Below are 17,935 nucleotides of genomic sequence, written 5' to 3'. Positions count from 1 at the left end.
CCCGCCTTTTGGGGGGGGGGTCGCCCGTGGTAGGTGGGGTTGCTGCCTCCCCCCCCCACCTATCCCCGGGGGGGGGGGGGGGGCCCGGGGGGGGGGGGGGGGGGGGGGGGGCCCCCCCCCCCCCCCCCGCCGCTGTGTACAGGGGGGGATGCCCCCACCCGGCCGCCGCAGGTCAGGCCTCCAGCTCGCGGAGGAAGTCCAGCGCGATCGCCCACGTCCGCTCCGCCGCCTCGGCGTCGTGGTCGGGCAGCTCCGGGTCGGTGAAGAGGTGGCCCGCGCCGCGGTAGCGGTGGACCTCCACATCGGCGCCCGCCCGGCGCATCCGCAGATACCAGGCGTTCAGCCAGTCGTCCGACTCGAAGGGATCCGGGTCGGCCACGTGCAGCTGCACCGGGATGCCGGTGGCGGCGTCGTCGGCGATGTCCGAGGTGCCGTGCAGGAGCAGCAGCCCGCGGGCCTTCTCGTCGCCGAGCGCCAGATTCTGCGCGATCGAGCCGCCGAGGGAGAACCCGGCGTAGACGGCGCCGCTCTCGGAGTACGGGGCCGCCGCCGTCACCGCGCGGCGCAGCAGCTCCTCCCGGCCGATCTCGTCCCGCAGCGCCAGGCCGTCCTCGGGGGTGTCGGCCGTCCGGCCGTCGTACAGGTCCGGCACCACGACCTCGTGGCCCGCGGCCCGCAGCCGCTCCGCTGCGTCCCGCACGGCGGGCCGCAGCCCGTACATGGAGTGGAAGAGGACGATCGTCACGGCGGCTCCCTCGCTTCTGCCTGCTGCGTCTTGCGGGTCCCATCGTGCCAGCCCCCGCCGACAGTCCCGGGCCCGGTGCCCACGGGTCAGCCGCGCATCGAGCGCAGGTCCAGGTGCCGCAGCACCCGGTCGACGACCTCCGGGTCGTTGCCCGGCTCGCTGCGCGCGGCCAGCACCTCGTGGCGGGCGGCGGACATCATGTCGTCCTGGATCCGGCGCAGCGACCTGACGCGCTTGATCCGGCGCGCGTGCGACTCGCGCCGTTCCTCGTCGACGATGTCCGGCGAGATGCGCGCGCCCATGTCGAAGGCCCGCCGGTGCAGCATCTCCGACAGTTCCTCGTCGATCGGCTCGTTCTCCTCGATCTCCTTGAGCCGGGTGCGTGCCGCGGCCATCGCGCGGACCGCCAGCTCGTGCTCCAGCTCGTGCTCGGCGTCGATGTCGCTGCTCACCCCGAGCCGCTTGACCAGCCAGGGCAGGGTCAGGCCCTGGAGGACGAGGGTGGCCAGCACCACGGCGAAGGCGATGAAGAGGAGTTCGGGGCGGGCCGGGAAGGCACCGGCGTGGTCGGTCTCCAGCGGGATGGCGAGCGCCAGCGCGACCGACGCCACCCCGCGCATCCCGGACCACCACATGACGACGGTCTCCCGCCATGTCATCGGGATGTCCTCGTCCATGTCGCGCAGCTTGTGCAGCCGCCGGGCCACCCACGCGGCCGGCAGCAGCCACACCAGCCGCACCCCGACGACCACGGCGACGACGAGCAGCGCGTCCCGTGTCATCGGCCCCCAGTTGCCGGCGCCGACGCTGAAGACGTGGTGCAGCTCCAGGCCGATGAGCCCGAAGGCGATGCCGGTGACCAGCGTGTCGATGATCTGCCAGAACGTGGTGCCGGCCAGCCGCGCGGTCACGTCGTCGGCCTCGAAGGCGTACTCGGCGAGGAAGAGCCCGCTGGTCAGCACCGCGAGCACGCCCGAGCCGGACAGTTCCTCGGCGATGGCGTACGAGGCGAAGGGCACCAGCAGCGACAGCCCGACCTGGAGTGTCGGGTCGCCCACCACGCCCATGAGCTTGTTGGCGCCCCAGCCGAGCACCAGCCCCACCACGACCGCGACGACCGCGGACAGCACGAACTCCAGCAGCGCGTGCCCCACCGAGAAGTGCCCGGACACCGCCGCGTCGACGGCCACGTGGTAGAGCACGATCGCCGTGACGTCGTTGAAGAGCCCCTCGCCCTCCAGGATCGAGATCATGCGGCGCGGCAGCCCGAGGCGGCCCGCCACCGCGGTCGCCGCGACCGGGTCGGGCGGCGCCACGAGCGCGCCCAGCGTGAAGGCCGCGGCCACCGTGATGCCCGGCACCACCGCGTCCACGACGGCGGCGACCGCCGTCGTGGTGACGAAGACCAGCGCCACCGCGAGCAGGAAGATCGCCCGCCGGTTGGCCGCGAACTGCCGCCACGAGGTGCGCTGCACCGCGGCGTACAGCAGTGGCGGGAGCAGCAGCGGCAGGATGAAGTCCGGGTCGATCCGGACGTTGGGAACCTGCGGGATCAGCGCCAGGACCCCGCCGAACAGCGTCATGAGCACCGGCGCGGGCAGTGCCAGCCGGTCGCCGAGCGGCACCGTCACGACGGCCGCGAGCATGAGCGAGAAGAACAGGGCGAGCTGGTCCACGCCCGCCAGCGTGCCTTGCGCGGTGCGCTACGGCCGCGGGGCGCGCCGCAGGCCGCCCGAGCGATCCCCCGCGCCGCCGTGGCGCCGCCGCGCCCCCGAACGGCCGTACGGGTGCGGGCCGCGCGGGTTCAGGGGCGCCAGGTGCGGCGCATCGCGCGGTGGGCGATCCCGGCGTCCTGGAACTGCGGGCCGTACGCGGTGTAGCCGAGCTTCTCGTAGAAGCCGATCGCGTGCACCTGGGCCTCCAGGTAGACGCCCGCGAGGCCGAGCCGCCCGGCCTCCTCCTCCAGCGCCCGCACCAGCAGCGCGCCCAGGCCCGTACCGCGCGCGGCCTTCAGCACCGCGAGCCGGCCGAGCACCGCCAGCTGCTCGTCGCCGCCGTTCTTCGCCGCGGCGTCCGCGCCGAGCAGCAGCCGCCCGGTGCCCGCGCCCTCGGCGAGCGCGTGCACGGCCCGGCCGTCCTTGCCGTCCCACTCCAGCTCCGCCGGGACGCCCTGCTCCACCACGAAGACCTCGTGCCGGATGGCGTGCACGGCGGCCATGCCCGCGGTGTCCCCGGCCACGATCACCCGCACCCCGGTCGCCGGGGCGCTCACCGGCTCTCCGCCCGCACCGTCTCCAGCGCGTGCTCCAGGTCCGGCGGGTACTCGCTGCTGAACTCCACCCAGGAGCCGTCCGCCGGGTGCTCGAAGCCCAGCCGCTTGGCGTGCAGCCACTGCCGGGTCAGGCCCAGCCGGCGGGCCATGGTCGGGTCGGCGCCGTAGGTGAGGTCGCCGACGCAAGGGTGGCGGTGCGCGGACATGTGCACCCGGATCTGGTGGGTGCGGCCCGTCTCCAGCTTGATGTCCAGCAGGCTGGCGGAGCGGAAGGCCTCGATCAGGTCGTAGTGCGTCACCGACGGCTTGCCGTCCGCGACGACCGCCCACTTGTAGTCGTGCGTGGGGTGCCGGCCGATCGGCGCGTCGATGGTGCCGCTCAGCGGGTCGGGGTGGCCCTGCACGAGCGCGTGGTAGCGCTTGTCCACGACCCGCTCCCGGAACTGCTGTTTGAGCAGGCTGTAGGCGTTCTCCGACTTCGCCACGACCATCAGTCCGGACGTCCCGACGTCCAGCCGGTGCACGATGCCCTGCCGCTCGGCGGCGCCGGAGGTGGCGATCCGGTAGCCCGCCGCGGCCAGCCCGCCGATCACGGTCGGACCGGACCACCCGGGGCTCGGATGCGCGGCCACCCCCACGGGCTTCATGATCACCACGACGTCGTCGTCGTCGTGGACGATCTCCATGCCCTCCACGGGCTCCGCGACGACCCGCACGGGGGCCGCGGGCGCGGGCATCTCGACCTCCAGCCACGCACCCCCGTGCACCCGCTCCGACTTCCCCGCGACCGACCCGTCCAGCGACACCTTGCCGTCCGCGGCGAGCTCGGCGGCCTTGGTCCTGGAAAAGCCGAACATACGGGCGAGGGCGGCGTCGACGCGTTCGCCCTCCAGGCCGTCGGGCACGGGCAACGAGCGGATTTCGGGTGCGGTACTCACCCGGTCGAGTATGCCGGACCCGCGGACCCCGGATTTCCGCTCCCTCGGCGGAGGGGGGCGGGAGCCCGGCCGGGGGTCAGTCGCGGTGGCGGGTGCCGTCGGGGTCGATACCGCGGAAGGAGAGCAGGACGATCAGCACGCCACCGCAGGTGATCGCCGAGTCCGCGAGGTTGAAGACCGCGAAGTGCTCGGGGGCGATGAAGTCGACGACATGGCCCTGGAGTCCGCCGGGCGCGCGGAAGACACGGTCCGTGAGGTTGCCGAAGGCGCCGCCGAGGAGCAGTCCGAGGGCGACGGCCCAGGGCGCGCTGTACAGACGGCGGGACAGCCGGACGATGACGACGATCACACCGGCCGCGATGCACGTGAAGACGATCGTCATGCCCTGGCCCATGCCGAAGGCCGCGCCTGCGTTGCGCAGCGCGTCGAGCCGCAGGTAGTGCCCGAGCACGTCGATCGAGTCATGGCCTTCGAGGCTCTTGACGACCCAGATCTTGGAGAGCAGGTCGAGCAGGTACGCGAAGGCCGCGACACCCGCCAGCACGAGGATGCGGCGGTTGCGGACCGCGGTGGACGGGGCGGCGGGGGCGTCCGCGGCGGGCTGCGCGGGCTCTTCCGCCCGCCCCGGGGCGTCGTCGTCCGGCGTGATGATGGTGCGCTCCGCTTCCGTCACGTGGTCCCTCAGCCCTCAGCACGTACGGGCCGGTGCGCCCGCCTGTGACGAGGGTACGGCACCGGCCGCGGACGGGTCATCGGCCGCGTGTCACCGCCGTTCCTGGCGCTGCTTGTCGTCGAGGCACAAGGTGGCGCGGGGGAAGGCCTGCATCCTGGCCTTGCCGATCGGGTTGCCGCACACCTCGCACAGCCCGTACGTGCCCTCGTCGAGGCGCCGCAGGGCGTGCTCGGCCTGCTGGAGCGTCTCGCGGGTGTTGGCGGCGAGCGCCAGCTCGTACTCCCGGCTGATGTTCTTGGCGCCGGTGTCGGCCTCGTCGCCGCCGCTGTCGGCGCCGTCCCGCAGCAGGCCGGCGACGGCCTGCTCGGAGGACTCGATCTCGGCGCGGAGCCGGTCGACCTCCCCGGTCAGCTCGGCGCGGGCCTCCGCGACCTCCTCGGGCGTCCACGGATCCTCGCCGGGCAGGACCGCGAGGTCTCCGGCTCCGGCCGCGCCGCGCGCCGCAGGGACGCCGCTCGCGGCCGTACCGGCCGCCGTCTTCTCCACTCCCACAGTGCCAGCTCCTGTCTCGGGCCCGTCATGACCGGTGCGCTCGTCGCTCACCGGTTTCTTCCCGGCTGCGGCCTTCTTCCCACCTGCCGGGGCGGCCGAAGCTGTCTTCCTGGCGGCGGTCTTCCCGGCCGGTGCCTTGGCGGCGGCCTTCTTCGCCGTCTTCCTCGCCGATTTCCTGGCCGTTTTCCTGGCGGCTTTCTCGGCCGGCTCCTGTGCCGCCTGCTTCGCGGGTTCTTCCGCCGGCTCTTCCGCCGGCTGGTCCGCCGACTCCTTCACGGCCATGACCGCGACCCCTTCGCATCCGTGAGCTGGTGCCCAGCTCACCGCCGGGTATTCCGGTACATGGCGCAACGATGCGCGACAGCCGCCGCCCCGGCGCGCGGAGCAGGCCATTCGGGTAAGCGGGCCGCCGCGGGCCGGTCCGCCGGGCGGCGGCGGAAAACCCGGCGGCGCGGGTCCGCGCGCGGCCGTACACTGAGCGGCAGCGAACCGGCGTGGATGGGACGAGTAGCGCCGCACGCAGCCGAGAGCGACCCGGGGACGGTGGAAGCCCGGGGGTGTGCGCGGGGTGAAGATCAGCCCGGAGCCGCCGGAAGAAAACCCGTGGGACCGCGCCGTCGGCCGCCGGGTGAGTAGAACCGGCATCGCTGACCCCAATGAGGGGGCGGTGGGAAGTCCTCCACCGCCAAGAAGGGTGGTACCGCGGGAGCGCTCCGGCGTCCTCGTCCCTTCGACGGAGTGTCCCAGCGTCCGCCGGAGGAAAGTCCGCGATGAGCCCGACCAGCCAGCCGCAGTATCGCCAGGTGCCCGCGCAGGTCGACCTGCCCGCTCTCGAACACGAGGTGCTGGAGCTGTGGCGCGAGCGCAAGACGTTCGCCCGCTCCGTGGAGCAGAGCCGCGGACTGCCCGACTGGATCTTCTACGAGGGCCCGCCGACCGCGAACGGCATGCCCGGCGCCCACCACATCGAGGCCCGGGTCTTCAAGGACGTCTTCCCGCGCTTCAAGACGATGCAGGGCCACCACGTGACCCGCAAGGCGGGCTGGGACTGCCACGGCCTGCCCGTGGAGCTGGCCGTCGAGAAGGAGCTGGGCTTCACCGGCAAGCAGGACATCGAGGCGTACGGCATCGCGGAGTTCAACGCCAGGTGCCGCGCGTCGGTGACCCGGCACACCGACGCCTTCGCCGAGCTGACCACCCGGATGGGCTACTGGGTGGACCTGGACGACGCGTACCGCACGATGGACCCGGAGTACGTCGAGTCGGTGTGGTGGTCGCTCAAGCAGATCTTCGACAAGGGCCTGCTGGTGCAGGACTACCGGGTCGCCCCGTGGTGCCCGCGCGACCAGACCGGCCTGTCCGACCACGAGCTGGCGCAAGGCTACGAGACGGTCGTCGACCCGTCCGTCTACGTCCGCTTCCCGCTCACCAGCGGCCCGCTCGCCGGGCGCGCGGCACTGCTGGTGTGGACGACCACGCCGTGGACGCTGGTGTCCAACACCGCGGTCGCCGCGCACCCGGACGTCCGCTACGTGGTGGCCACCGACGGCACCGAGCAGCTCGTCGTCGCCGAGCCGCTGCTCGGCAAGGCGCTGGGTGAGGGCTGGGAGCCGACCGGCGAGACCTTCACCGGCCGCGAGATGGAGCGCTGGACGTACGAGCGGCCCTTCACCCTCGTCGACATCCCGGACGCGCACTTCGTGCTCAACGCCGAGTACGTCACCACCGAGGACGGCACGGGCCTGGTCCACCAGTCCCCCGCCTTCGGCGAGGACGACCTCAGGGCCTGCCGCGCGTACGGCCTGCCGGTGGTCAACCCGGTGCGCCGGGACGGCACCTTCGAGCCCGAGGTGCCGCTCGTCGGCGGGGTCTTCTTCAAGAAGGCCGACGAGGCGCTGGTCGCCGAGCTGACCGCGAACGGCAAGCTCTTCCGGCACGTCCCCTACGAGCACAGCTACCCGCACTGCTGGCGCTGCCACACCGCGCTCCTCTACTACGCGCAGCCGTCCTGGTACATCAGGACGACCGCGGTCAAGGACGCGATGCTGCGCGAGAACGAGCGCACCACCTGGTACCCGGAGTCCGTCAAGCACGGCCGCTTCGGCGACTGGCTGGACAACAACGTCGACTGGGCGCTGTCCCGCAGCCGCTACTGGGGCACCCCGCTGCCGATCTGGGTCTGCGAGGAGGAGCACCTCACGTGCGTCGGCTCGCTCGCCGAGCTGGGCGAGCTGACCGGCACCGACCAGTCGGGCCTGGACCCGCACCGCCCCTACATCGACGAGGTCACCTTCGCGTGCGGCCGCTGCGGCAGCACCGCGACCCGGGTGCCCGAGGTCATCGACGCCTGGTACGACTCGGGGTCGATGCCCTTCGCGCAGTGGGGCTACCCGTACCGCAACAAGGACGTCTTCGAGCGCACCTACCCCGCGCAGTTCATCTCCGAGGCGATCGACCAGACCCGCGGCTGGTTCTACACGCTGATGGCCGTCGGCACCCTGGTCTTCGACCGCTCCGCGTACGAGAACGTGGTGTGCCTGGGCCACATCCTCGCCGAGGACGGCCGCAAGATGTCCAAGCACCTCGGCAACATCCTGGAGCCGATCCCGCTCATGGACCAGCACGGCGCCGACGCGGTGCGCTGGTTCATGGCCGCCGGCGGCTCCCCGTGGGCCGCCCGCCGGGTCGGCCACGGCACGATCCAGGAGGTCGTGCGCAAGACGCTGCTCACCTACTGGAACACCGTCGCCTTCCAGGCCCTCTACGCCCGTACGTCCGGCTGGGCGCCCTCCGCGTCCGACCCGGCCGTCGCCGACCGCCCGCTGCTCGACCGCTGGCTGGCCGGTGAACTCAACGTCCTCGTACGGGACGTCACCGAGGCGCTGGAGTCCTTCGACACCCAGCGCGCCGGCAAGCTGCTGTCCGCCTTCGTCGACGACCTGTCCAACTGGTACGTCCGCCGCTCCCGCCGCCGCTTCTGGCAGGGCGACGCGGCCGCGCTGCGCACCCTGCACGACGTGGTCGAGACGGTGACCCGGCTGATGGCGCCGCTGGTGCCGTTCATCACCGAACGCGTCTGGCAGGACCTCGTCGTGCCCGTCGTGCCGGACGCGCCGGACTCCGTCCACCTCGCGAGCTGGCCGGTCGCCGACGAGGCGCTCATCGACCCGGCGCTGTCCACCCGCATGCAGCTGGTGCGCCGCCTGGTCGAACTGGGCCGCGCCACCCGCGCCGAGTCCGGCGTCAAGACCCGGCAGCCGCTGCGCCGCGCGCTCGTCGCCGCCGCGGGCTTCGAGGACCTCACCGACGAACTGCGGGCCCAGATCGCCGACGAGCTGAACGTCTCCTCGCTCGCGTCCCTCTCCGAGGTCGGCGGCTCGCTGGTCGACGCCACCGCGAAGGCCAACTTCCGGGTGCTGGGCAAGCGGTTCGGCAAGGGCGTCCAGGCGGTCGCCGCCGCCGTGGCCGCCGCGGACGCGGCCGCGCTCTCCGCGGAGCTGCGGGAGCGGGGGGTGACCTCGGTGGCCGTCGACGGGGAGACCGTCGAGCTGTCCCCGGAGGAGGTCATCATCACCGAGACCCCGCGCGAGGGCTGGTCGGTGGCCTCCGACTCCGGCGCCACGGTCGCCCTCGACCTGGAGATCACCCCCGAGCTGCGGCTCGCCGGCCTGGCCCGCGACGTCATCCGGCTCGTCCAGGAGGCCCGCAAGAACAGCGGCCTCGACGTGGCCGACCGGATCGCCGTCCGCTGGACGACGACCAACCCCGAGCTGGCCTCCGCGCTCGCCGCGCACGCCACGCTCATCTCGGAGGAGGTCCTCGCCGTCGACTTCGCGGAGGGCGCCCCCTCCGCGGACTTCGGCTCCCCCTTCACGGACGAGCCCCTGTCCCTGAGCTTCTCCTTGCGGAGGGCGTGAGCAAGGCCCAGTAGGGGCGCGTGGGGGCACCTCTCACGCGCCCCTGGTGTGGCCGGCGCCGCAGGCGCACGCTCGCGCAAAAGGGCCGGGCCTCCGCGGGGTGCAACCCCCGGGAGGCCCGGCCCTGAACAGCTCGGCGCAGCGCAGCGCCTAGTTGTCGTCCTCGTCGATGAGGAAACCCCTCATCGGCGTGGGCGCCTGCTGGAGCGGGGACGGCCCGCCCTGCGGGCGAACAGGAGCCATCGGCTGCGTCATCGCAGGCGACATCTGCTGCTGGCCACCGTACGTCGGGCCGGGCGTGTGACCGCCCATGCCCTGGCCGCCGCCGAAGGCCGGGGCGGAGCCGTTGTGGCTCATCGCACCCGCACCGGCGGGAGCCATCCCGTTCATGCCACCGCTCATCCCGTTGCCGCCCATCGACCCGGCCATCGGCGACGCCGCCGCCGGGAGGGAGGGCGCGGACGGGGTGGTGCGCGGCGGGGCGAGGGAGTCGTCCGCCTGGTTCTCCAGCTGGCGCAGCTGGGACTCCAGGTAGGACTTCAGCCGCGTGCGGTACTCCCGCTCGAAGCCGCGCAGGTCCTCGACCTTGCGCTCCAGCGTGGCGCGGGCGGACTCCAGGGAGCCCATCGCGACGCGGTGCTTCTCCTGGGCGTCCCGCTCCAGCGCGTCGGCCTTGGCGCGGGCGTCCCGCTCCAGGCCCTCGGCGCGGCTGCGGGCCTCGCCGACGATCTTGTTGGCCTCGGAACGGGCCTCCGCGATCGCCTGGTCGGCGGTCTGCTGGGCGAGCGAGAGCACGCGGGCCGCGCTGTCGCCGCCGGGACCCTGCTGCTGCATCGGGTGACCGCCGGGGCCGCCCTGCATGGGGTGCTGGCCCATCGGGCCGGGACCCTGCTGCTGCATCGGGTGCTGGCCCATGGGGCCGGGGCCGCCCTGCATCGGGTGCTGGCCCATCGGGCCGGGACCCTGCTGCTGCATCGGGTGCTGGCCGGGGCCAGGACCGTGCTGCTGGGCGCTGGGGCCGGGGGGCAGCTGCGGCATGCCGCCCTGCTGCGGGGGCGGACCCATCTGCTGCGGCATCTGCTGCTGCACCGGCTGCGGTCCGGATATGGCAGCGGGCACCGGCCGGTCCTGCGGCTCGGGCTTGCGCTGGCTGGCCTGGGCCGCGGCACGAGTCGCGGCGGCCAGTTTGGCGCGCAGGTCCTCGTTCTCACGGAGCAGGCGGGTCAGTTCCGCCTCCACCTCGTCGAGGAAGGCGTCGACCTCATCCTCGTCATAGCCCTCACGGAGGCGGACGGTCGTGAACTGCTTGTTCCGAACGTCCTCGGGGGTCAACGGCATCTCTTCACCTCAACGTGATCGTCGACATATCGGGAGCTCGCACCGTTCACATGAAGCTCCCAACAACGTAGATCAGGATGTAAACGATGATCATCAGTACGAAGAAGGACAGGTCGAGCGCCACACCCCCGAGGCGCAGCGGCGGGATGAACCGCCGCAGGAGCTTCAGCGGCGGATCGGTGACAGTGTAAGTGCCCTCCAGGACCACCACCATCGCCTTGCCAGGGTGCCACGAGCGGGCGAACTGGAAGACGTAATCCATCACCAATCGGAAGATCAGCACAAAGAGGAAGCAGTACAACGCGATGTCCAGCACCTGGAGTGCGACACTCATCGCGCTTCCCTCTCCCCTGCTTCTCGGCCTGCCGGCCGGTCCCTGACGGTTGCGTTTGGTTCAGCTCTGGTTGAAGAACCCGCCCTCGGCGATCCGGGCCTTGTCCTCCGCCGTGACATCGACGTTAGCAGGCGACAGCAGAAACACCTTCTGCGTCACCCGCTCGATGCTCCCGTGGAGGCCGAAGACCAGACCGGCCGCGAAGTCGACAAGTCGCTTCGCATCCGTGTCGTCCATCTCCGTCAAGTTCATGATCACCGGGGTGCCTTCGCGGAAGTGTTCCCCGATGGTACGGGCTTCGTTGTAGGTCCGGGGGTGAAGTGTCGTGATCCGGTAGGGCTCGCGTTCTGACACGACCTTGGGCATGATCACCGCTGCGTTCTTCTCCAGGCTGTGACGTTCGGGTGTGATGGACGCCACGGGGGCGATCCGCGGTTCGCGGGGTGCGGGAGCATGGACGAGCCGCGGCGGTTCTTCCTGCTGCGGCTGGTGCGGGCTCGGCGCCACGTGCTGGCTGTGCGGTCGGCGGGGGGCGCGCTCCGGCTCGGCCGCGACACGCGCCGGGGGCGCGGGCACCTCCGGCTCGAACTCGTCATCCGGGTCAAAACCCGGGCCGTCGTACCCGTCGTCCTCCACGAGGCCGAGGTAGACCGCCATCTTGCGCATCGCGCCGGCCATGCTCTGCGTCCTCTCAGCGGGGTGTTGCGGTCCTCGGCCGTCCGCCGGGGACGGCCGCCACACCATATTTATGCTGTGGTCCGACTTGTTTGGTGACGTTACCGGAGCCCGGGACGGACTCCGAGTACCGCCGTTCCGACGCGCACATGTGTCGCTCCGGCCGCCACCGCTTCGTCGAGGTCCTGGCTCATCCCTGCCGAGACCATGGTGGCAGCCGGATGCGTCTCGCGCAGGCGGGATGAGATTTCCCTCAACCGGTCGAAGGCGGCGCGGGGTTGGCCCGCGTATGCCCCGGCCAGCGGCGCGACCGTCATGAGCCCGTCGAGCCGGAGCCCGGGGGCGGCCGCGATCGCGTCGGCGAGCTCGGGCACCGCGCCGGGTGCCACCCCGCCGCGCTCCCCGCGCCCGCCGGGACCCGCCGTCTCGTCGGCGTCCAGGGCGACTTGGACCAGGCAGCCGATGTGCCGCCCGGCGGCGGTGGCCGCGGCGGACAGCGCCCCGACCAGCCGGAGCCGGTCGACGGAGTGCACATGGTCAGCGTAACCGACCACGGATCGCGCCTTGTTGGTCTGGAGTTGGCCCACGAAGTGCCAGCTGAGCGGCAGATCGGCGGTCTCCTGCGCCTTCTGCGCGGCCTCCTGGTCGCGGTTCTCGGCGACCTCGCGGACCCCGAGTCCGGCCAGCAGCCGTACATCGGTGGCCGGGTAGGTCTTGGTGACCACGATCAGGGTGACGTCTGCGCGGTCGCGGCCCGCGGCGGCGCACGCGTCGGCGATGCGCTGCTCGACCCGGGCCAGGTTGGCGGCGAGCTGCGCGCCGCGCGCGGCGGCCTCCTCGGCAGTGCCGTCGGCGCCGTCCGTGCCGGTCATCGCGCACCGTCCAGCCACACGTAACCGGCGAGCCGGCCGGTGACCTTGTCGCGGCGGTAGGAGAAGTGGTCGGCGGATTCACGGGTGCACACGGCGGGTCCTTCCACGGCGCGCACTCCGGCGCGCAGCAGTTGGGCGCGCACTCCGGCGGCCACGTCGAGCGCCGGTGTGCCCCAACTCGTCTCGGCGTACGCCGCCGGTTCGACGGCTGCGACCGTGTCGCGCATCTCGGCGGGCACTTCATAGCATTTGCCGCATACCGACGGGCCGAGGAGCGCTGTCATACGCCCCGGAGCCGCCCCGAGTGTGATCATCGTCTCGACCACGGCGGTCGCGACCCCCGCCGTCATCCCCGGCCGCCCGGCGTGCGCGGCGGCGGCGACCCCGGCGACCGGGTCGGCGAGCAGCACCGGGACGCAGTCGGCGGTGAGCACCCCGAGGGTGAGGTCGGCGCGGGTGGTGACGAGGGCGTCGACGGATCCGGCGGGCTCGTCGCCCCACGGCCGGTCGACGACGGCGACGTCACGGCCGTGCACCTGGTTCATCCACACCACCCGCCCCGGGTCGCGGCCCAGTTCGCGGGCGGCCCGGTCGCGGTTGGCGGCGACGGCGGCCGGGTCGTCGCCGACCGCGCCGCCGAGGTTGAGGCTGTCGTAAGGAACGGCGCTCACCCCGCCCCACCGGTCGGTGAAGGCGAAATGCGCGCCGTTCGCTGTGCTGCGGTGCCCTATCACGTCCGGGCGGTCACTTCAGGAAGTCGGGGACGTCGAGCTCTTCGGCCGCGGTGTCCTGGTACGGCCGGGCCGGCGGGACCACCGGCGGGGTGACCGGGGGGACGGCGGTCTCGGCGACCGGCTCGGCCTCCCGCTCGGCCGGGATCGCCGACGGCACGCCGAGGCCGTTGAAGGGCGACACCGGACGCGGCTGCGGCTCGGCGCCGCGGCCCGGACCGGCCGCGCCGGCGGTTCCGCCGTCGTGCGCGGAGTAGGTGGAGCCCTGCGCCTTGTCCCGGCCGGCCTTGCTCGGCGGCTGGCCGCCGTCGAAGCCGGCCGCGATCACGGTGACCCGGACCTCGTCGCCGAGGGCGTCGTCGATGACGGCGCCGAAGATGATGTTGGCCTCCGGGTGAGCGGCCTCGCTCACCAGCTGGGCGGCCTCGTTGATCTCGAAGAGCCCGAGGTCGGAGCCGCCGGAGATGGACAGCAGCACCCCGCGGGCGCCGTCGATGGAGGCCTCCAGCAGCGGCGAGGAGATCGCCATCTCGGCGGCGGCCACCGCGCGGTCGTCGCCGCGGGCCGAGCCGATGCCCATGAGGGCGGAACCGGCCTCCGACATCACGGACTTCACGTCCGCGAAGTCCAGGTTGATCAGGCCCGGGGTGGTGATGAGGTCGGTGATGCCCTGCACACCGGACAGCAGCACCTGGTCGGCGGAGCGGAAGGCGTCCAGCACGCTGACCTGGCGGTCCGAGATGGACAGCAGGCGGTCGTTGGGGATGACGATCAGGGTGTCGACGTTCTCCCGCAGGCCTGCGATGCCGTCCTCGGCCTGGTTGGCGCGGCGGCGGCCCTCGAAGGTGAACGGGCGGGTGACCACACCGATGGTCAGGGCGCCGAGCGAGCGGGCGATGTTGGCGACCACGGGGGCGCCGCCGGTGCCGGTGCCGCCGCCCTCACCCGCGGTGACGAAGACCATGTCGGCGCCCTTGAGCACCTCTTCGATCTCCTCGCGGTGGTCCTCGGCGGCCTTTCGGCCGACGTCCGGGTTCGCCCCGGCGCCGAGCCCGCGGGTCAGCTCGCGGCCGACGTCCAGCTTGACGTCGGCGTCGCTCATCAGCAGGGCCTGCGCATCGGTGTTGATCGCGATGAACTCGACGCCCTTGAGACCGACCTCGATCATCCGGTTGATGGCGTTGACGCCACCGCCGCCGATGCCGACGACCTTGATGACTGCGAGGTAGTTCTGCGGTGCTGCCACGTCGAAGGCCTCTCGCCTCGATTTACGAAGTGTGTGGGACGGTCGGTACGCTCGCCGGGCCGTTCCGAACCCTAACCCTGAGGTTTAGGGTTACCAGTATGCCTGTCCCATGTGTTCCTTTGGGACGAGACACTAAGTCGACAAGCGGTGGAGGTTCAACGAACACGCCGAACCTCCCGTTTTTCTTTTGACCCTATGTGATCACGCCCCGGTTCCGTGAACCAGGGGTCGAATACTAGCGAAGCGGACGTCCCGCACACGTCAACTTCCGGACGCCGCAGGGGCGGTGGGGGCGCTCACGTCGTAGTGCGTGGCGTGCGGCTCGGCCTTCATGAGCGCCGTGAGGACCGCCGCCTTCACAGCGCTGTCGTCGGCGCTCCCCCACATCACGTCGCGACCGCCGGTGAGTTCGACGGTGATCGCGTCGTAGGAACGCACCCGGATCGCGGTCGCGCGCCCGGCGAGCGAATCCGGCAGCCGGCCCGCGACGGTAATGGCGCCTTGCAGCAGTCTTTTTGTTCCGAAATGCCGAAAGCTCGCCGTCTGATCCGGCGTCAATTCCACCAGCGGCACCCCGTCCGGCGCCCGGTCGACGGTCGCGAAGCGCACCCCGTCCCGGTCGACCTCGGTGAACTTCGCGCCGCTTTTCAGGATCGCCGACGGGGTCCGCTCGGTGACGTCGATGCGCACGGTGTGCGGCCACCCCCGGTGCACCCGGGCGTCCTTCAGCCGGGGCAGCTCCTTCAGCAGCCGGGCGCGCACCGCCGCGGTGTCGACCGAGACCAGCGCCCCGCCCAGCGGGACCGCGGCGGCCTTGCGCACCTGTTCCGGGGTCAGCACCCCGGTGCCGTGCACGCTCACCGTGCGGGCCCGCAGCCACGGGGAGCCGTAGACCGCCCATGTGCCGCCGCCCAGCAGGACGGTGAGCGCCACCAGGACGATCAACAGGGTGCGGCGCGAGGGCGGGGTGAGCCGGGCCCGCCGCCCGCCGCCGGACTCGCCCGGCGGCCGGGCGGTGCCGGGCGGGCGGCCGCCCGCCGCTCCCGCGGGTGCCCCGGGCGGGCGCCCGCCGGGGCGTTCGGGGCGGCCGCCGCCGCGCTGCTCGGGTCTGGCTCCGGTCCCGGCGCCGGGTCCTGTCACGCCTGCCATGTCCGACTCCCCGCTGATCGACTCCCGCCGGGCTCTATCGTGCCCGGCGGGCGCCCACCGCCTCGTACACCATGCCGACGAGCAGGTCGTCGGCGTCCCTGCGGCCGAACTCGGCGGCGGCGCGGGACATGTCGTAGAGCCGGTGCGGGTCGGTGAGGACGGGCAGGACGTTGCCGAGCACCCAGTCCGGCGTCAGCTCGGCGTCGTCGACCAGCAGGCCGCCGCCCGCCTTGACCACGGGCTGCGCGTTGAGCCGCTGCTCGCCGTTGCCGATCGGCAGCGGCACGTACGCGGCGGGCAGCCCGACCGCGGACAGTTCGGCGACGGTCATGGCCCCGGCCCGGCACAGCATCATGTCGGCGGCGGCGTACGCGAGATCCATCCGGTCGACGTACGGGACGGGGCGGTACGGCGGCATGCCGGGCATATTGTCGGCCTTGGGCAGCTCGTTCTTGGGGCCGACCGCGTGCAGGATCTGCACGCCGGACTGCTGGAGCCGCGGGGCGACGGTGGCGGCCACCTCGTTGAGGCGGCGGGCGCCCTGCGAACCGCCGGAGACGAGCAGCGTCGGCAGGTTCTGGTCCAGGCCGAAGGCGTGCCGGGCCTCGGGGCGGGCCGCGGCGCGGTCCAGGGTGGCGATGGAGCGGCGCAGCGGGATGCCGATGTAACGGGAGTCGCGCAGCTTGCTGTCGGGGGTGGAGACGGCGACCGCGTGGGCGTAGCGGGAGCCGATCTTGTTGGCCAGGCCCGGGCGGGCGTTGGCCTCGTGCACCACGATCGGCACGCCGAGCCGCTTGGCGGCGAGGTAGCCGGGCAGGGCGACGTAGCCGCCGAAGCCCACGACGCAGTCGGCCTTGGTGCGCTCCAGGATCTGCTCGGCGGCCTTGATGGTGCCGCGCAGCCGGCCGGGCACGGTGATGAGTTCGGGGGTGGGCCGGCGCGGCAGCGGGACGGCCGGGATGAGCGCGAGTTCGTAGCCGCGTTCGGGCACCAGCCTGGTCTCCAGACCCCGCTCGGTGCCGAGGGCGGTGATGCCCACTGTCGGGTCCTGCCTCCGCAGGGCATCGGCGAGCGCGAGCGCAGGCTCGATGTGGCCGGCGGTCCCCCCGCCGGCGAGTACGACGTGCACCGAAATTCACCGCTCTCCGGACGGCCGTCGGGTGACGTACCGTCGCATCGTCCGTGTCATTGCCCGGCTCGGGAATTTACGCCCGCTCCGCCCCCGCACGGCCAGTGCCGCTCGCGCCGCCGGCTCGCTCCTGGCGAAGGAGATCAGCAGCCCGATCGCGAACATCGTCGGCAGGAGGGCCGAACCCCCGTAGGAGAACAGCGGGAGCGGGACTCCGGCGATCGGCAGCAGGCCGAGCACCGCACCGATGTTGATCACGGCCTGCACCGTGATCCAGGTGGTCACGCCACCCGCTGCGAACCTGACGAAGGGGTCCTCCGTACGACCGGCCACGCGGATACCCGCGTAGCCTAGTGCCGCGAAGAGGGCGAGTACCGACAGCGTCCCCGCCAGACCCAGTTCCTCCCCCGTCACGGCGAAGATGAAGTCGGTGTGCGGCTCGGGCAGTTCGCCCCATTTCTCCACGCTCGCCCCGAGTCCCGAACCGAACCAGCCGCCCGAGGCGAGGGCGTAGATGCCGTGCACCGCCTGCCAGCAGCCGTTGTCGGGGGCGGAGGCGGCGATGCAGTGCAGCCGGTCCATCCGGTTGGAGCTGGTGACGATCGCCAGGAACGCGAGCACGCCCGCGCCGCCGAGCACCCCGGCGAACAGCCGGGTGGGCGCGCCCGCCAGCCACAGCATGCCGAAGAGGATCGCGGTGAGGATCATCGTGGTGCCCATGTCGCCGCCGAGCATGATGAGTCCGAGCAGCAGCACGGTGACCGGCACGAGCGGCACCAGCAGATGCTTCCACTGCACCAGCAGGCCCTTGTCGCCCTTGCGGGCCAGCAGGTCGGCGCCCCACAGCACCAGCGCGAGCTTGCCGAACTCGCTGGGCTGGATCTGGAAGGGGCCGCCGATGGAGATCCAGTTGGTGTTGCCGTTGACGGTCTGTCCGACGCCCGGCACCTGCACCAGGCACATCAGGAACACCGAGCCCAGCAGTATCGGGTAGGCCAGCGCGCGGTGCAGCCGCACCGGCATCCGCGCGGCCGCGTAGAGCAGCACCGAGCCGATCGCGACGGCGAGCAGCTGCTTGCGGAAGTAGAAGGTGGACGGCAGCCCGTAGCGCAGCGCCTGGATCATCGACGCCGAATAGACCATCACCAGGCCCAGCACCGTGATCAGCAGGCTGCCGCCGAGGATCACGTAGTAGGCCGTCAGCGGCCGGTCCCAGGCCGCGCGCAGCCGGCCGGGCAGCCGGGCCGCGGCACGCAGCGCGCTGGGTGCCTGGGGCCGGGCGCCGGGGCGGCGGGCGGCGCCGCGGGGCGTCGAGCCGTGTGCCGTCATGCGTCCCCTCCGTCGGTGCGGTGCGCCGCGGCCCG

At 72.6% G+C, this 17,935-nt stretch carries 17 protein-coding genes; 2 read left to right on the top strand and 15 right to left on the bottom strand.

Going from position 1 to position 17,935, the window contains the following annotated elements; all coding sequences use genetic code 11:
* Window positions 1-172 precede the first annotated feature (172 nt).
* From ACH4PY_RS32500 to ACH4PY_RS32475, 6 genes are all read right to left on the bottom strand, one after another.
* Window positions 173-721, bottom strand: a complete 549-nt coding sequence (locus tag ACH4PY_RS32500) for a dienelactone hydrolase family protein (protein WP_398191312.1) — start codon at window positions 719-721, stop codon at window positions 173-175.
* A 110-nt stretch (window positions 722-831) separates the two neighbouring features.
* Window positions 832-2,421, bottom strand: coding sequence for a Na+/H+ antiporter (locus ACH4PY_RS32495; RefSeq protein WP_398191294.1), 1,590 nt, complete (start codon window positions 2,419-2,421; stop codon window positions 832-834).
* Between the two features lie 128 nt (window positions 2,422-2,549).
* Complete coding sequence (locus tag ACH4PY_RS32490; protein ID WP_398191309.1) at window positions 2,550-2,963, bottom strand: GNAT family N-acetyltransferase; 414 nt, start codon at window positions 2,961-2,963, stop codon at window positions 2,550-2,552.
* 50 nt (window positions 2,964-3,013) lie between these two features.
* Window positions 3,014-3,955, bottom strand: a complete 942-nt coding sequence (locus ACH4PY_RS32485; RefSeq protein ID WP_398191291.1) for an RluA family pseudouridine synthase — start codon at window positions 3,953-3,955, stop codon at window positions 3,014-3,016.
* A 76-nt stretch (window positions 3,956-4,031) separates the two neighbouring features.
* On the bottom strand, window positions 4,032-4,628 hold the full coding sequence (lspA, locus tag ACH4PY_RS32480) for a signal peptidase II (protein WP_398191288.1): 597 nt from the start codon (window positions 4,626-4,628) through the stop codon (window positions 4,032-4,034).
* A gap of 90 nt (window positions 4,629-4,718) precedes the next feature.
* Window positions 4,719-5,180: a TraR/DksA family transcriptional regulator gene (locus ACH4PY_RS32475; protein WP_398191285.1), complete on the bottom strand. Its 462-nt coding sequence runs from the start codon at window positions 5,178-5,180 to the stop codon at window positions 4,719-4,721.
* A gap of 34 nt (window positions 5,181-5,214) precedes the next feature.
* Between ACH4PY_RS32475 and ACH4PY_RS32470 the strand changes: the two genes are divergently transcribed.
* On the top strand, window positions 5,215-5,487 hold the full coding sequence (locus tag ACH4PY_RS32470) for a hypothetical protein (protein WP_398191282.1): 273 nt from the start codon (window positions 5,215-5,217) through the stop codon (window positions 5,485-5,487).
* Window positions 5,488-5,950: 463 nt separating this feature from the next.
* A complete protein-coding gene (ileS, locus tag ACH4PY_RS32465; RefSeq protein ID WP_398191279.1) occupies window positions 5,951-9,097 on the top strand; it encodes an isoleucine--tRNA ligase in 3,147 nt (1,048 codons plus the stop codon).
* 150 nt (window positions 9,098-9,247) lie between these two features.
* Here the strand turns inward: ileS and ACH4PY_RS32460 are convergent, their stop codons facing one another.
* The 9 genes from ACH4PY_RS32460 to ftsW form a co-directional block, all read right to left on the bottom strand.
* Window positions 9,248-10,435 (bottom strand): DivIVA domain-containing protein, encoded by a 1,188-nt coding sequence (locus ACH4PY_RS32460; RefSeq protein ID WP_398191276.1) that lies wholly within the window; start codon window positions 10,433-10,435, stop codon window positions 9,248-9,250.
* 46 nt (window positions 10,436-10,481) lie between these two features.
* Entirely contained in the window at window positions 10,482-10,769 is a 288-nt protein-coding gene (locus tag ACH4PY_RS32455; RefSeq protein WP_398191273.1) for a YggT family protein, read from the bottom strand.
* A gap of 60 nt (window positions 10,770-10,829) precedes the next feature.
* Window positions 10,830-11,447, bottom strand: a complete 618-nt coding sequence (gene sepF, locus ACH4PY_RS32450) for a cell division protein SepF (RefSeq protein WP_031523375.1) — start codon at window positions 11,445-11,447, stop codon at window positions 10,830-10,832.
* A gap of 98 nt (window positions 11,448-11,545) precedes the next feature.
* Window positions 11,546-12,316: a YggS family pyridoxal phosphate-dependent enzyme gene (locus tag ACH4PY_RS32445; protein ID WP_398191269.1), complete on the bottom strand. Its 771-nt coding sequence runs from the start codon at window positions 12,314-12,316 to the stop codon at window positions 11,546-11,548.
* Window positions 12,313-13,050 (bottom strand): peptidoglycan editing factor PgeF, encoded by a 738-nt coding sequence (gene pgeF / locus ACH4PY_RS32440; RefSeq protein WP_398191266.1) that lies wholly within the window; start codon window positions 13,048-13,050, stop codon window positions 12,313-12,315. Before pgeF ends, ACH4PY_RS32445 begins: the two co-directional genes overlap by 4 nt.
* Before the next feature lie 10 nt (window positions 13,051-13,060).
* Entirely contained in the window at window positions 13,061-14,293 is a 1,233-nt protein-coding gene (ftsZ, locus tag ACH4PY_RS32435) for a cell division protein FtsZ (protein WP_398191263.1), read from the bottom strand.
* A 261-nt stretch (window positions 14,294-14,554) separates the two neighbouring features.
* Complete coding sequence (locus ACH4PY_RS32430; RefSeq protein WP_398191260.1) at window positions 14,555-15,442, bottom strand: cell division protein FtsQ/DivIB; 888 nt, start codon at window positions 15,440-15,442, stop codon at window positions 14,555-14,557.
* Window positions 15,443-15,476: 34 nt separating this feature from the next.
* On the bottom strand, window positions 15,477-16,571 hold the full coding sequence (gene murG / locus ACH4PY_RS32425) for an undecaprenyldiphospho-muramoylpentapeptide beta-N-acetylglucosaminyltransferase (protein ID WP_398191257.1): 1,095 nt from the start codon (window positions 16,569-16,571) through the stop codon (window positions 15,477-15,479).
* A 6-nt stretch (window positions 16,572-16,577) separates the two neighbouring features.
* Window positions 16,578-17,900, bottom strand: coding sequence for a putative lipid II flippase FtsW (ftsW, locus tag ACH4PY_RS32420; RefSeq protein ID WP_398191254.1), 1,323 nt, complete (start codon window positions 17,898-17,900; stop codon window positions 16,578-16,580).
* Window positions 17,901-17,935: the final 35 nt, after the last annotated feature.

The organism is Streptomyces sp. NPDC021224 (assembly GCF_044332905.1).
In the GTDB taxonomy this organism is placed as follows: Bacteria; Actinomycetota; Actinomycetes; order Streptomycetales; family Streptomycetaceae; genus Actinacidiphila.
This window is presented reverse-complemented; position numbering and strand designations above follow the sequence as displayed.